Raw genomic sequence first — 14,977 nt, 5'->3', positions numbered from 1 at the left:
TCTGCGTACACGTCTAGCATGGCTGGCTGTCCTGCGTCACGGGACGAATCGGGCACATTCTGGGAGCTGCCATGCGCCGTCGCCGTCGTTTGACCATAGGTCTGGCCGTGGGCGCCGTCGTGCTGGTGCTCGCCGGCGGCTACCTCCTGCTGCACCAGTACGCGAGCGACCACGTCGCACGCGGGACGACCGTCGAGGGCATCGAGATCGGTGGGCTGACTCCGAACGCCGCCGAGCAGACGCTGGCCGAACGGCTCGGACCGATCGCGGCGCAGCCGCTGAAGGTGACGGTCGAGAAGCACTCCGCCTCGGTGGATCCCGCGACGGCCGGGCTGCGGCTGGACGTCGCGGCGACGGTCGAAGCGGCGTTCGCCGGCCGTTCGTCCGACCCGATCTCGTTGGTACGTTCGCTGTTCGGCTCGCGCGAGGTCATGCCGGTCGTCGACGTCGACCAGCCGAAGCTGGACGCGGCCGTGACGAAGCTGGCCGCGAAGGTCGACGGACGGGCGCAGGACGGCGGAATCGCGTTCAAGGACGGCAAGGTCTCGGTGACCGAGCCCAAGGCCGGGGTGGAGCTGAACCGTACGTTGGCCGCCACGCGGCTGAGCACGTCGCTGTTCGTTCCCTCCCGTGAGGTGACGCTGACGGCCGGTCCGGCCGAGCCGAAGGTGACGCAGGCGTCGGTCGACGAGGCGCTGGAATCGTTCGCCACGCCGGCGATGTCGGGCTCGGTCCGGGTCCGCGTGGGGGAGCTGGCGTTCTCGGTCAAACCGGAGGAGATCTCGCCGGCCTTGCGGATGGTGGCCGATAGCAAGGGCAAGTTGACGCCCAAGCTGGACGGGGCGAAACTCGCCGCTGGATTGAAGGTTCGGCTCGAGAACGTGGAGATCGAGCCGGTCGACGCGTCCATCCGGCTCGCCGGTGGCAAGCCGGAGGTGGTGCCGGAGAAGCTGGGACACACCGTTCCGCCGCCCGCGTTGGCGTCCGCCGTTCTTGGGGCGCTGCCCCTGTCCGGCGAGGAGCGGATCGCCGTCGTCAAAACGGTGACGAAGCAGCCGAAGCTGACCACAGCCGCGATCCAGAAGCTCGGGATCAAGGAGGTCGTGGGCGAGTTCACGACCCGCTACCCGCACGCGGCGTACCGCAACATCAACCTGGGCAGGGCCGCTGAGCTGATCAACGGCACGATCCTCCAGCCTGGCGACACGTTCTCGCTGAACAAGGTCGTCGGGGAGCGGACGCGTGCGCGCGGCTTCGTGGACGGCTTTGTCATCGAGGGCGGCCGGCTCCGCGAGGGCGTGGGCGGTGGCGTGTCGCAGATGGCGACGACGTCGTACAACGCGGGCTTCTTCGCCGGGTACGAGGACGTCCAGCACCACCAGCACCACTTCTACATCTCGCGCTATCCGGTGGGCCGCGAGGCGACGGTCTACTGGCCGCGGCTCGACATGCGGTTCAAGAACGACACGCCGTATGGCGCGCTGGTCGAGGCCGTCCGCAAGAAGAGCGCGCCGGGCAAGCGTGGCTCGGTGGTCGTGCGGATCTGGAGCACGAAGTACTGGACGGTGAAGACCGAGACGTCCGGCCGGTATGACCTCACGGCGCCGAAGCGGATCTACGACGACAAGCCAGGCTGTGTCGCTCAGGCGGGTTCGTCCGGTTTCGACGTGGACGTGAAGCGTTGGGTTTATCACAACGGGGTCGAGAAGAAGGACGAGAACGACCACGTGGTCTACAAGCCGGAGAACAACATCATCTGCGGCCCGGCTCCGGCGCCCGATCCCTCTCCGAGCCCGACTCCGCCGCCGCCGGACTGACGCTCGCCCGCCGTCAGCCTGGCGTGTAGTAGCGGTACTGGTGGTCGGTGCGGTAGCCGAGCCTTTCGTACAGGGCTTGGGCGGGCTCGTTGTCCGTGCCGACCTGGAGGTACGACCATCGGGCGCCTTGGTGGCTGCCCCATGCGATCAGCGCGGCCATGATCGCGAGACCGTGCCCGCGGCGTCTTGCGTCTTGTGCGACCTCGACGGCGCCGATGCCCAGCCAGGGGCCGGTGACGACGCCGCGACCGATCGCTTGGAGCGGTTTTCCCAGCCGGGCAAGGGCAACGGGGGCTTGGCCGCCTCCGGTGAGGACGTGTCGTGCCTCGGGGGAGCTGGACCGCCCGTATAGCTCCAGCCAGTCGTCGTCGAGCGGGCTGTCGACGTCCACGTTGGCTGTTTGCTCGAGGTCGACATCGGCGAGCCTGGCCACGCGTACGTCCACCAACGAGTACGGGGTCTTGCCGCTCGGCCGGACCACCCAGCCGGCTGCTTCGAGCGCATCCTCGAGGGAGGTGCCGACGACGGTCTGGATCAGCGGCGGCAGGCCGCGCTCGGCGTAGAACGCGCGCACGGTGGTCAGGGCCGAGGCGAGCGGCACGCCCGGCTCGCCGGCGGGGACGACGGAGTTGGCGCGCCCGGTGAAGCCGTTCGCGGCCTGGAGCAGCCAGTCGCCGAGCGTCTGCGTCTCGACCGCCGGCCACCCGGCGGCGGACACCAGCGCCAGCCCCTCACCGCTGTCCGGCGGCCGCGGCGCCGGCGGGGGAGGGACGCGCTTGCCGGCCACGACCTCGGCCTCGGGAACCGCCACGTCGGACCCGTCGCGCCGGTGGATCACGAGCACGCCGTCGGTGTAGGAGGACAGCACGCCCAGCACGTCCCCGTACTGTTGCCGCCCGTTCTCGACGCCCAGCTTCCTACGGACGACGATCCGTTGGCCTACATCGGCAGGGGACAATGCCACGCGGGAGAGCCTATGGGGCCACCAGCTGAGCCTCGGTGACCGGCATGTGGACCCTTCCGTGTGGCCATCCGGACTCCGCCAGGGATACTAGGTCCGGAGAGCCGAACGTCAGGAGGATCTGGTGACCTACGTCATCGCGCAGCCGTGTGTGGACCTGAAGGACCGCGCCTGCGTCGACGAGTGTCCGGTCGACTGCATCTACGAGGGCAAGCGGATGCTCTACATCCACCCCGACGAGTGTGTCGACTGTGGTGCGTGTGAGCCGGTCTGCCCGGTCGAGGCGATCTTCTACGAGGACGACACCCCCGATCAGTGGAAGGACTACTACGCCGCGAACGTGGAGTTCTTCGACGACCTGGGCTCGCCCGGCGGTGCTGCCAAGACTGGTGTGATCGACAAGGACCACCCGTTCATCGCGGCCCTTCCGCCCGACATCAACCCCGAAGCGGCCAAGTAACCCCACCGCTCCCACGAGACATTCGTCACACCTGGCGAGAAGGCGGCCATGGCGCGAGAGCCTCTACCCGACTTTCCCTGGGACAGGCTGATCCCCGACAAGGAACGCGCCGCTGCCCACCCTGGCGGCATCGTGGACCTGTCGGTCGGTACGCCGATCGATCCCACTCCGCGGGTCGTCCAAGAGGCGCTGGCCAAGGCCGCTGACTCGCCGGGCTACCCGACGGTCTGGGGGCCGACCGACCTCCGCCAGGTGGTCGTCGACTACCTCGCGCGGCGGTTCGGTGCCCAGGGCCTCACTCCTGAGGCGATCCTGCCGACGATCGGAGCCAAGGAGTTCGTCGCCTGGCTGCCGACCCAGCTCGGCGTCGGCAAGGGCGACGTGGTGGTGATCCCGGAGGCGGCGTACCCCACGTACGCGGTCGGCGGCCTCATCGCCGGCGCCACCGTCGTTCCGTCCGACGCGCTGACGGCGCTCGGTCCGGCGCCGGTCAAGGTCGTCTGGCTGAACTCGCCGGGCAACCCCACCGGGCGAATCCTCCCCGCCGACCATCTCGCGAAGGTCGTCGCCTGGGGTCGCGAACGAGGCGCGCTGGTCGTGTCCGACGAGTGCTACCTGGAGTTCGGCTGGGACGCCGAGCCGGTCTCGATCCTGCACCCGGACGTCAACGGGGGCAGCCTGGACGGGATCCTCGCCGTGCACTCGCTGTCGAAGCGGTCCAACCTCGCCGGCTACCGGGCCGGGTTCGTCGCCGGCGATCTGTCGGTGGTGAAGTCACTGCTCGAGCTTCGGCGGCACGCCGGGATGATGGTGGGCCGTCCCGTACAGGAAGCGATGCGCGCCGCGCTGAGTGATGATCATCACGTCGATGAGCAGCGCGAACGGTACGCCAGGCGGCGCGCCACCCTCCGGCAGGCGTTCGAAGCGGCGGGATTCGCCATCGACCACTCCGAGGGCAGCCTGTACCTGTGGGCGACTCGCGGGGAGCCGTGCTGGGAGACCGTACGGTGGTGTTCGGAACGAGGCATCCTGGTGACACCAGGTGACTTTTACGGCACGGCGGGTATTCAGCATGTGCGGGTAGCGTTCACGGCAACCGATGAGCGTGTCTCCGCGGCAGCGGAACGCCTGAAGTAATGGTTTGTCATCGCTTCGGATCAGTTGTGTACGCATGTGTGAGAGGTGCCTGACACGCCGCCACATCACGAGTGCGGTGCGTGTGTCTGGGGGTGGTAACCCCTCAACCCTGGGACCCGGACTAGGCAGGACGGAGGACAGAGCGTGACGGACCAACGGTTCACGCTGAAACACGCGGGCGGGGAGGTCGAGCTACCGGTCGTCACCGCGACCGAGGGCGCCTCGGGGGTCGAGATCACGAGCCTGCTGAAAGAAACGGGCCACGTCACTCTCGACCCTGGATACGTCAACACCGGCTCGTGTACCTCGGCCATCACCTACATCGACGGTGATGCCGGCATTCTTCGATATCGCGGCTATCCCATCGGCGAGCTCGCCGAGAAGAGCAACTTCCTCGAAGTCTCCTACTTGTTGATCTACGGCTCATTGCCGACGCAGACCCAGTACGAGGAGTTCGCCGGTCGCGTCACTCGGCACACTCTGCTCGACGAGGATCTGAAGAACTTCTTCGACGGTTTCCCGCGCGACGCGCATCCCATGCCCGTGCTCTCCTCCGCGGTGAGCGCGCTGTCGACGTTCTACCAGGACAGTCTCGACCCGTTCGACCCCGCGCAGGTGGAGATCTCCACCGTACGGCTGCTCGCGAAGCTGCCGACGATCGCGGCGTACGCGTTCAAGAAGACCGTCGGGCAGCCGTTCCTCTACCCGGACAACTCCCTCGGCTACATCGAGAACTTCCTCCAGATGACGTTCGGTCTGCCGGCCGAGCCGTACGAGGTCGACCCGATCGTCGCGGAGGCTCTGGATCTGCTCTTCGTTCTGCACGCCGACCACGAGCAGAACTGCTCGACGTCGACGGTGCGGCTGGTCGGCTCGTCGCAGGCCAACCTCTTCGCTTCGATCTCCGCCGGAATACTGGCTCTGTTCGGTCCCCTGCACGGTGGCGCGAACGCCGCCGTGCTCGACATGCTCGAGGGCATCAAGGCCGACGGCGGCGATGTCGACCACTTCGTGCAGCGGGTGAAGAACAAGGAGAAAGGTGTCCGCCTCATGGGCTTCGGACACCGCGTCTACAAGAACTACGACCCGCGCGCCGCGATCATCAAGAAGACCGCGGACAACATCCTCGAGCGGCTGGGGCAGTCGGACGAGCTGCTCGAGCTCGCGATGAAGCTCGAGGACGTCGCGCTGCACGACGACTACTTCGTGGAGCGGAAGCTGTACCCGAACGTCGACTTCTATACGGGGTTGATCTATCGGGCGATGGGCTTCCCGACCAAGATGTTCACGGTGCTGTTCGCGATTGGCCGGCTGCCTGGGTGGATCGCTCAGTGGCGGGAGATGAACAACGACCCCGCGACGAAGATCGGTCGGCCGCGCCAGGTTTACATTGGTGAGCCGGAGCGCCCGTTCGTTCCTATCGCTCAGCGGTAGTTTCTTTCGCATCATCGCCGAACGCCCCCTCGCTTGAGGGGGCGTTTGTCGTGGGATCGTCTGTGTGTGAGCGACGATTATTGGTACATCGACATCCCTGGGCTGTCCTATGAGCGGGCGGTCCGCATTCGGGAGCTTCTGCTGCCGGACTCGCCGTTTGGCGTCCTGCTGATCGATCCTTCGAAATCGATGTTGCGGGGGTATGACCGCGCGGCCGTCGAGCTGTTGGTGAAGGGCATGGAGGCCATCCTTGCCGCTGACAACCTGGACCGTGAGGATCGAATGGGTGCGATGAGCATGCTCGAGGACTATCAGGATTGGCTGGAACACTCGTCGGGTTGAGCTCGACAATCAAGTCGTCCTGGCCGTGTTGTGGCGACTGGCAGGCGGGGCTCACCCCCCGCACCCCTCGTCGATCACCCGGGCCGCTTTACCCACTGGGCTGTCACTTCACCCACCGCCTCTGTGCCTCGCGTGCCCGTCATCTTGCGTGCCCGTCATCTTGCGTGCCCGTCATCTTGCGTGCCCGTCATCTTGCGTGCCCGTCATCTTGCGTGCCCGTCATCTTGCGTGCCTCGTCATCTTGCGCTGCGCGCGACCTTGCGCGGCTCGCCATCTTGCGCGCCGCGCGGCCATCACTCCGCCCCTTCGCTCCGCCAGGTGCGCTCCCACTCCACGCCGGGCAGTCCCACGCCGCTCGTGCCGCAGTCCTCATCCTTCACGAAGGCCACCCTGGGCGCCGCTCCCCATCCCCTTTGTCATCGCCCCCTTTGGGCCCGCTCATGCTGTTGCTTTGCTCAACTGTGCTTGGGCGGAGTAGCTGGTCGGGCTGTGGCGGCGGTCGAGTGTGGTGGCCGGTCCGGGGCGCGTCAAGGGCGCTGCGACGGGCTTCGCAGTCGGGCAGCGTCGCTACGCGACTGCTACGCAGCCCTTGACTCGCCCCGGCCCGGCCACCAGATTTTCACGCGCCGCCTCCGCCCCCCGGAACAGTTCCCCGGGACAGGCCTGCCTGCGCCTTGGGTTTGTTGCCGTGTTGCGGCTGCTTGTGGGGCCCGCCGTTGTTTGTGGTGGCGGTGATGTCGGGGATTCCCCTTACGATGTTGGGCATTAAGCCGATTCTCTTGGTAGAATTCTGCTATGGAATCGACCACCTGCTCGAACACCACCGGCACCGCTACTGGTGGTGTGTCGGCGTGGTCGATGACCGACTCCGAACTCACCACCGCGCTCCTCGACAACGCCACCCAGCTGAACCAGCTTCAGGGCCGCCGGGTCGAGCTCATCCGCGAAGCCGACGCTCGCAACGTCGGCGTCGCGGCTGGTGCGGCGAACACCCAGCAGTGGGTCGCCGGCCTCCTGCACGTGACCACCGCGGAGGCGGGTGGCCTGGTGAAGCTGGCCCGGCACCTCGATGCCGACCTTCCCGCCACGACCGCGGCTCTACAAGCGGGGGAGATCTCTCTCGACCATGCCCGGGTCGTCTCCAAGACCGTGCACCTGCTGCCGTCGGAGGTCTCCACCCCCGAGCTGCGGGCCCGGGTGGACGCGACTCTTGCCGAGGAGGCGAAGACCTTCGACGCCAAAACTCTCCACACGGTCGGCAACCATGTCCTGGACAACATCGACCCCGACCTCGCCGACCACGTGTTGGAGAAGAAACTGAAGCGGGAAGAGGCGCGGGCGCACCGGGACAGGTTCTTCCGGATGGGCTGGGACGAGACCACCGGCACCTGGCGGGTCGCCGGCCGGTTGCCGAAGGTGGTCGGGGAACGCCTCAAACTCGTCCTCGACCCGTTGGCCGCGCCGCAGTCCGGCCCCGACGGACGCGACACCCGTACCCCCGAACAGCGCTACGCCGACGCAATCGGCGAAGCCTGCCGCCGGCTGTTGGCCGACCAGCTCGTGCCCTCCCACGGCGGGAACCCCACCCAGTTGGTCGTCACCGTCACCCGGACCGGTGGGCGGACCCTGCACACCGGGATCGAACTGTCCCGCAAACTCGTCGAGCAGTTGATGTGTGAGGCCGACCTCACCTACCTCGTGAAGCCCGAGGACCAGCCCGGCCGCGTCAGCCTCTTGACCGACACCCAACAACGACTCTTCCAAGGCAAACTCCGCCGGTTGCTCGAACTCCGTGACGGTGGCTGCGCGTTCCCCGGCTGTGACCGTCCACCCGGCTGGTGTCACGCCCACCACGTGGTCCCGTGGAGCAAAGGCGGACCCACCACTCGGGACAACGGGGTTCTGCTCTGCGGCTACCACCACCGCCTGATCCACCAAGGCGCCTGGCAGGTCCGCATCGCACTCGATGGATTACCGGAGTTCTTACCCCCGGACTGGATCGACCTTCAGCGAAGACCACTTCGCCATCACCGCCTCACCCCGGCCGCCTAAAGCGGCGGCCGGGTGGCTGCGGCGCGCGTGGGGCGTTTGTCGTGGAAGACTCCTATAACGTCCGATTTCCCTTCTGGACAACGACTTCGGCTGCGAGAAACGGCGGGTCCATATGGTCCTCAGCTGGATACAGTGAGACGTGTCGCCACGACCTCGCCCCGTTCAGGTGGTTTTGTCGTGGCTGAACGGCTGGGCTGGATCCCTGCTGGCGTTGGTGATTCTGCTTCCCGCCGCAGCGATCATCCAGCTCACCAATCTGATCGGTAGTCCCACCAGCACTATCGGTGAGGGTCTGCACGTCGCTCAGGCGTTCAACCTCGAACGCACGAGTCACCTCCTCTACAACGCCAGCTGGGCCGAGCTTTCTGCCGGGTGGTGGCAGCTCGCTGCTTGGACCGACCTGACCGACGCGTTCCAGCACGCCACCAGCGCGATCGCGGCAGGTAGGGAGGCGATGGTCGCGGCTCACGTCTTCGCCTGCCTCGCGCTCTGGCTCCTCGCAAGACGCATCGGCCTCACCAGACTGGGCGCCACCGGTGCGGTCGTCTTCTACGCGATCTCGCCGCTCGCGATCGAGTACCACCGCCTCGTCCTGCTCGACAACCTCGCCGTTCCGTGGCTGCTGATCGCGTTCCTGTTCGCCAGCGTCCGCTTCGCCAAAGGCCTCGCCTACCCGATCGCGATCGTCGCGTTCGCGCTCGCCGTCGTCACCAAGCCGACGTTCATCGTGCTTCTCCCCATCCTCGGCTGGCTGCTCTGGCGCGGCTTCACCTGGACCCAGGACCGCACCCCGCGACTCATCTCCGCCATCGTCCTCAGCATCCTCGGCCTCGCCTACCTCGCCGCGCTCTGGCGGTACGGCGAAGCGCTCCCCGGCATCGAGCAGACCAACATCTGGGCCAACCTCAGCACCAGCCTGTACGGGAACGTCGAAGAGCTCGGCAATGCTCAGCGGCTGATCGGGCTCGATCCGATTCTGCCCGCGTTCGGCGCGGTCGGCGTCATTGCCGGCCTCCGCCTCAGATGGCTCCGCCCGTTCAGCGTCGGGGTGCTGATCGAGGTCGCGTTCTGGTTCGCGCCCGGCGCCCACCCGGAGACGTACGTCGTCGCCGTCATTCCGCTCGTCGCGCTGCTCGTCGCCGGCGTCATCGACGCGGCGATCCGGGCGGGTGCGAAGGAGGGGCAGCCGTTCCTGCAGCGGCCGATCGCGATCGTCGCCGTGCTTCTGCTGATCGGCAACGTCGCCCTCGCTGCCGCGTTCTGGCCGAAGTCGATTGTCTCGATCTACTCCGGGCACCAGGAGCGGCCGAGGTACGCGGCCACGAGCTGGATCGCGAGCAACGTACGTCCGAAGGACAAGCTCATTGTCGACGACGCGATGTGGGTCGACCTCATTGTCGGCGGCGTCGACGAGAAACGCCTTGTGACGTTCGCGAAAGCCCGCGACTGGAAGAGCTATCAATATCTCGTCGCGGTCCCGCAGATGTCCTCGCCGATCCTCAAGAGCGCGACCTCGAACTCCCAGTCCCACGCGAGGTTCGGCCCCACCGGGCAGCGGATCGAGGTACGCCGGATCCTGCCGGAGGGCAAGGAGGTCGCCGAACGCGAACAGGACAAGGACGCCCAGAACAGGGCCCGCGCCGGCCTCGAGCTCACCAAGAACGTCCGCCTCCACCTCGACAGCGACGCGCGCGCGGCGCTCAGCGAGGCACGCGTCGACCCGCGGCTGCTCAGCGTGCTCGCGTTGCTCTCCGGCACCCACGAGCTCGTCGTCTACCAGTTTCCCGCCGAGCCTGGCGAGGAAGGCACGAACGTCCTCCGCCGGTCCGCGCTCATCGCGGCCGTCGACGGCCTGCCGGTCGTCGACGCGGAGGGCGCCGACTCCAAGGGAGCAAAGGCCGTCATCTCGGAGTTGAAGGTGCAGTTGCCGACGTACCGGCCTGCCAGCATGGAGGTCCGGGTCGTGAACGGATACAACGTGCTGGAGATCCGCTACACCCCGCCGAGCCCCACCGCGATGCCCAAATGAGGTGGCTCGCGGGGGCGCTGGTGACCCTCTTCCTCCTCAGCGCGTGCAACCAGCCAGCGCCGGCCGACGTGGGCCCGAGCCCGGCGGCGACCCTGGCGAACCCGGCGACCAGCACGGCCGGCGCGCCGACGCCGTCGTCCTCGCCAGGGGGCAAGGTCACCGGCTCCGACCCGGCCGGCAAGGTCGAGCTGGCGGGCGTACGTCCCCAGTCCGTCCAGATCCCCGCGATCGGCGTGCGCAGCGCGCTGATGTCGCTGAAGCTCGACAAGTCGGGCGAACTCGAGCGGCCGAAGGAGTTCGCGCGCGCCGGTTGGTACGACGGCGGCCCGGTCCCCGGTGCGACCGGCCCGGCGGTGATCGCCGGCCACGTCGACTCCAAGACCGGCCCGGCGGTGTTCTGGCGGCTGCGCGACCTGCAGCCGGGCGACGAGGTGCGCGTCGAGCTGAGCGACAAGTCGACGGTGAAGTTCCGCGTCGCGCAGGTGAAGGCGTACCCGAAGCGCAAGTTCCCCACCGCGGCTGTCTACGGCCCGACCCCGATCCCCACACTGCGGCTCATCACCTGCGGCGGCGACTGGGAACGCGAGGGCGGCTACCGCGACAACATCGTCGTGTACGCCGAGCTGGTCAGCTAGCGAGCTCCTCGAAGAACGCCACGGCCTCGTCGGCCGGCGGCAGCGCGTGGATGTCGGCGCGCAGCTTCTCCGCGCCGGTCCGGAACGACGGCTCGGCGAGCACGCGCCGCGTCGCTTCGGCGACCCACGCCGGATCGACGGGGTCGTCGAGGTGGTCGTTGCGTACCTGCAGCCCGGCGCCGAGCGCCTCGACCCGCGCGGCGTTGTCCGGCTGGTCGGCGAACTGCGGTACGACCACCATCGGCACGCCCGCGGACAAGCCGCCGAGCACCGTGCCCATCCCGCCGTGGCACACCATCGCCGCAGCGTGCGGCAGTACGGAGGCCTGCGGGACGAACCGTTCGACCCGCACGTTCGCCGGCAACCCGTCGAACGCCGACGGGTCGCCGCCGTCGCCCACGGTCGCGAGGAGTCGGATCGGCAACGAGGCAAGGGATTCCACGACCGCACGGAACGTCGCAACAGCTTGCGGCACCGACGCGGACACGGTCCCGAACGTCACGTACACCAACGGATCCGCGTTCCCGTTCGACCAGTCCGGCAACGGCTCCGCGGCATCGAGAACGGACGCGTCGACGTACCGCCGCACCTCGGAGCCGGCCGTGCCGGGCTCCTCGTACGACAGAGGCAGCAGCGACACCGACGGGACCGACGTCGTTCCCTCGGCTGGCAGCCCTGCCCACACGCGCGCCCGGCCGTGGATCGGACCGACCACGTCCCTCAACAGGGTGCCGAACTTCGCGAGCCCGATCAGCACCTGGACCTGCGGGATCCCGCCGCGCAGCTCGGACGCCATCGCCGAACCCAGCTCGCCGACCTCACGCAGGACGAGGTCCGGGCGGTACGCGTCGATCGCGGTCAGCATGCCCGGGAGGATCGCCCGCGGCGCGAGGTCGGCGGCGACCTCGACGAACGCGGCGTTCCGCTGCTCGGGCGGCGCGGCGTTCATCCGCGCGTGTGCCGCCGCGAGCTCCGCCGGATCGACGTCGGCGCAGGGCCAGTACGGATAGCCCGACCGTTCCACCGCCGCCGCGAACGACCGCGGCGCCGCGACCTGCACCTCGTGCCCGGCCCGCACAAGGGCAGCGGCGAACGGCAACATCGGAACGTAGTGCCCCATGCCCGAGGTGGTGGCCAACAGCACGCGCATGTCAGAGCCACCGGCGCATGCGCGCCTCGCACTGACGGAGCTCTTCCACCTCGACGAACTCGTCCTTGGTGTGCGCGAGCATCGGGTCGCCCGGGCCGTAGTTCACCGCCGGGACGCGCAGCTCGGTGAAGCGGGCCACGTCGGTCCAGCCGAACTTCGGCCGCGGCTCGGCCTCGACGGCCTCGACGAAGGCGGCCGCCGCGGGATGCGAGAGCCCGGGCATCGCTGCCGGCGCGGAGTCGAGCAGCGCGACCTCGTAGTCGTGGAACACCTCACGTACGTGGGCGAAAGCCTGCTCCTCGGACAGGTCCGGCGCGAACCTGTAGTTCAGCGTGACGCGGCACTCGTCCGGAATCACGTTGCCCGCAACGCCTCCGGAGATCCCGACCGCGTTGAGTCCCTCGCGATAGACGAGCCCGTCAATCGGAACTTGACGCGGCTCGTACTCGGCGAGCCGCGCGAGCACCGCCCCCGCGCCGTGGATCGCGTTCACGCCCATCCACGACCGGGCACTGTGCGACCGCTTGCCGCTGACGAGAACGTCGACGCGCAGCGTGCCCTGGCAGCCGCCCTCGACCTGCGCGCTCGTCGGTTCCATCAGCACAGCGAAGTCGCCCGCCAACACCTCGGGCGACTTGCGGGCGAGCTGACCGAGCCCGTTGCGCTCGGCCTCGATCTCCTCGCAGTCGTAGAAGACGTAGGTGACATCGCGCACGGGTTCGGCGACGGACGCGGCGAGCCGCAGCGCGACGGCGACACCACCCTTCATGTCGCACGCCCCGAGTCCATACAGCCGGGTGCCCTCGAGCTTCGCCGGCAGGTTGTCCGCGTACGGCACGGTGTCGAGGTGACCGGCGACGACGACGCGCTCGGCGCGGCCGAGGTGCGTTCGGGCGACGACGGTGTTGCCGTACCGCGTCACGGTGAGGTGCGAAACGTCCTGCAGGGCGGCGAAGACAACGTCCGCGAGCTGCTTTTCGTTCCTGCTGACCGACTCGATGTCGACGAGTGCGGTGGTGAGGCTGACGACGTCCGTTGTGAGATCGAGCACGCCTGAAGTGTGCCACCCAGGCCCGTGCTGCGGACGCGTCGGGATTCTGGCAGGCTGGCCGGTATGACCCAGACACGGCCTGGCGCCTGGGCCTTTGGTGTCGCGACGACCACTCCCGACGGGACGGTCCTCGACACGTGGTTCCCCGCGCCTCGACTCGGGAGCCCCGCCCCGGACGACAACGAGCCCCCGGCCGACCTGTCCGCCCTCGAAGGCGCCGACGACGTGCGTGGCGTCGAGCGTCGCGTGATGCGTACGGTGATCGACTCGCTGGACGACCCGATCGCGGGAGCGAGCGACGCGTACCTGCGCCTCCACCTGCTGTCGCACCGGCTCGTGCGACCGCGAGAGCTCAACCTGGACGGCATTTTCGGCGAGCTCAACAACGTCGTGTGGACCAACCTCGGTCCGTGCCCGGTCGACGGCTTCGAGCAGACCCGGCTGCGGATGATGGCCGCCGGGCATCGGGTCACGGTGTACGGCATCGACAAGTTCCCGCGGATGGTCGACTACGTTCTCCCCGCCGGCGTGCGGATCGGTGACGCCGATCGCGTACGGCTCGGCGCGCACCTCGCCGAGGGCACGACCGTCATGCACGAGGGCTTCGTCAACTACAACGCGGGAACGCTCGGCGCGTCGATGGTCGAGGGTCGGATCTCCGCCGGCGTGGTCGTCGAGGACGGCTCCGACATCGGTGGTGGTGCGTCAATCATGGGCACGCTGTCGGGCGGTGGCCGCGAGGTGATCTCGGTCGGCAAGCGCTGCCTCGTCGGTGCGAACGCCGGCCTCGGGATCTCGCTCGGCGACGACTCCATCGTCGAGGCGGGCTGCTACGTCACGGCTGGCTCTAAGGTCCGGATGCCGGACGGCGAGATCGTCAAGGCTGTCGAGCTATCCGGGTCGCCCGGCCTGCTGTTCCGTCGCAACAGTGTCTCCGGCGCGCTGGAGGCCGTCGTCCGGGAGGGCGGAGGCTTCGCGTTGAACGAGGCCCTGCACACCAACGCCTGATGCGTAAGGCCCTCGTCATCCTGTTGTCGCTGGCCGTCGTCGCGGGGCTGGTGACGTTCGGCGCGTACCTCCTGTCCGACCGGCTGGCCGGCGAGCTGCCGTTCACCGAGGGCTGCGAGGCCACGGTGAACGGGCACTCGGCCAGTCTGTCGCTGGAAGAGGCGGAGAACGCCGCGCTGATCTCGGCGGTGTCGATCCGGCGCGGCATGCCGGCGCGCGCGGCGACGATCGCGCTGGCGACCGCGTTTCAGGAGTCTGGGCTGCGCAACCTGTCCGGCGGGCACCTGGACTCGGTCGGGCTGTTCCAGCAGCGGCCCAGCATGGGTTGGGGAACGGTGGAGCAGATCCTCGACCCGTACTACTCGACGAACAAGTTCTACGCGGCGCTGGCGAAGATCGACGGGTACACGTCGATGGAGATCACCGACGCGGCCCAGCGGGTGCAGAAGTCGGCAGCCGGCCAGGCGTACGCGCAGCACGAACCGGACGCCCGTGCGCTGGCGTCCTCGCTGACCGGGCACTCGACGGCCGCGTTCAGCTGTGCGGTGCGTCCCGATGAATCCGCCGTTGCGCAGCCGTCCGCGCTGCGTGCGGAGCTGCGGAAGTCGTTCGGCTCGCTGACGGTGAGCAGCAACGCAACGTCCACCGCGGTACGGGTTTCGCAGGCCGAACGAGGCTGGGCGATCGCGCAGTGGTCGGTGGCGCATGCCAAGAAGTTCGGCCTCACGTCGGTGACTTTCGGCAACCAGCGTTGGACGATGGGGGAGTCGCGCTCGGGCTGGCAAACCGCCCCGGACGCCGGCTCGGGAACCGGCACCGTCCGCCTCGCCTTCGCCCCACCCGCCTAGCCCACCCGTCGCCAGTTGTCCCCAACCTGCGCGACTTCCCTTACCGAAACGGG

The 14,977-nt window shown here is 68.4% G+C and carries 13 protein-coding genes; 10 read left to right on the top strand and 3 right to left on the bottom strand.

Annotated features, from left to right (window positions below):
• The first annotated feature begins 107 nt into the window (after nt 1-107).
• Nucleotides 108-1,817 (top strand): VanW family protein, encoded by a 1,710-nt coding sequence (locus JOD67_RS37410; protein WP_205122387.1) that lies wholly within the window; start codon nt 108-110, stop codon nt 1,815-1,817.
• 13 nt (nt 1,818-1,830) lie between these two features.
• On the opposite strand, the gene JOD67_RS37405 is transcribed toward JOD67_RS37410, so the two are convergent.
• Entirely contained in the window at nt 1,831-2,781 is a 951-nt protein-coding gene (locus JOD67_RS37405; protein ID WP_205122386.1) for a GNAT family N-acetyltransferase, read from the bottom strand.
• Between the two features lie 121 nt (nt 2,782-2,902).
• Here JOD67_RS37405 and fdxA point away from each other — a divergent pair, with 121 nt between their 5' ends.
• From fdxA to JOD67_RS37370, 7 genes are all read left to right on the top strand, one after another.
• The gene (fdxA, locus tag JOD67_RS37400; protein WP_205122385.1) at nt 2,903-3,238 is read left to right on the top strand and encodes a ferredoxin; all 336 of its coding nucleotides are present in this window, start codon (nt 2,903-2,905) and stop codon (nt 3,236-3,238) included.
• A gap of 48 nt (nt 3,239-3,286) precedes the next feature.
• Nucleotides 3,287-4,375 carry a succinyldiaminopimelate transaminase gene (gene dapC / locus JOD67_RS37395; protein WP_205122384.1) on the top strand — a complete coding sequence of 363 codons (1,089 nt, stop codon included), beginning with the start codon at nt 3,287-3,289 and terminating at the stop codon, nt 4,373-4,375.
• A 144-nt stretch (nt 4,376-4,519) separates the two neighbouring features.
• Complete coding sequence (locus tag JOD67_RS37390) at nt 4,520-5,809, top strand: citrate synthase (RefSeq protein ID WP_205122383.1); 1,290 nt, start codon at nt 4,520-4,522, stop codon at nt 5,807-5,809.
• Between the two features lie 66 nt (nt 5,810-5,875).
• Entirely contained in the window at nt 5,876-6,151 is a 276-nt protein-coding gene (locus JOD67_RS37385; RefSeq protein ID WP_205122382.1) for a hypothetical protein, read from the top strand.
• A gap of 795 nt (nt 6,152-6,946) precedes the next feature.
• Complete coding sequence (locus JOD67_RS37380) at nt 6,947-8,203, top strand: HNH endonuclease signature motif containing protein (protein ID WP_205122381.1); 1,257 nt, start codon at nt 6,947-6,949, stop codon at nt 8,201-8,203.
• Nucleotides 8,204-8,342: 139 nt separating this feature from the next.
• The gene (locus JOD67_RS37375; protein WP_205122380.1) at nt 8,343-10,232 is read left to right on the top strand and encodes a glycosyltransferase family protein; all 1,890 of its coding nucleotides are present in this window, start codon (nt 8,343-8,345) and stop codon (nt 10,230-10,232) included.
• Nucleotides 10,229-10,867 (top strand): class F sortase, encoded by a 639-nt coding sequence (locus tag JOD67_RS37370; protein ID WP_205122379.1) that lies wholly within the window; start codon nt 10,229-10,231, stop codon nt 10,865-10,867. The genes JOD67_RS37375 and JOD67_RS37370 overlap by 4 nt, the downstream gene beginning before the upstream one ends.
• On the opposite strand, the gene JOD67_RS37365 is transcribed toward JOD67_RS37370, so the two are convergent.
• Together JOD67_RS37365 and dapE are read right to left on the bottom strand one after the other, a co-directional pair.
• Nucleotides 10,860-12,017, bottom strand: a complete 1,158-nt coding sequence (locus tag JOD67_RS37365) for a glycosyltransferase (RefSeq protein WP_205122378.1) — start codon at nt 12,015-12,017, stop codon at nt 10,860-10,862. The two genes, JOD67_RS37370 and JOD67_RS37365, sit on opposite strands and share 8 nt — an antisense overlap.
• A gap of 1 nt (nt 12,018) precedes the next feature.
• A complete protein-coding gene (dapE, locus tag JOD67_RS37360) occupies nt 12,019-13,068 on the bottom strand; it encodes a succinyl-diaminopimelate desuccinylase (RefSeq protein ID WP_205122377.1) in 1,050 nt (349 codons plus the stop codon).
• A gap of 63 nt (nt 13,069-13,131) precedes the next feature.
• On the opposite strand from dapE, the gene dapD reads away from it, so the two are divergent.
• Nucleotides 13,132-14,076, top strand: coding sequence for a 2,3,4,5-tetrahydropyridine-2,6-dicarboxylate N-succinyltransferase (dapD, locus tag JOD67_RS37355; RefSeq protein WP_205122376.1), 945 nt, complete (start codon nt 13,132-13,134; stop codon nt 14,074-14,076).
• On the top strand, nt 14,076-14,924 hold the full coding sequence (locus JOD67_RS37350) for a VldE C-terminal domain-containing protein (RefSeq protein WP_205122375.1): 849 nt from the start codon (nt 14,076-14,078) through the stop codon (nt 14,922-14,924). The genes dapD and JOD67_RS37350 overlap by 1 nt, the downstream gene beginning before the upstream one ends.
• Nucleotides 14,925-14,977: the final 53 nt, after the last annotated feature.

The sequence above is a fragment of the Tenggerimyces flavus genome, assembly GCF_016907715.1.
Classification (GTDB): Bacteria; Actinomycetota; Actinomycetes; order Propionibacteriales; family Actinopolymorphaceae; genus Tenggerimyces; species Tenggerimyces flavus.
The sequence above is the reverse complement of the archived record's forward strand: the minus strand, read 5'-3'. Positions and strand labels throughout refer to the sequence as shown.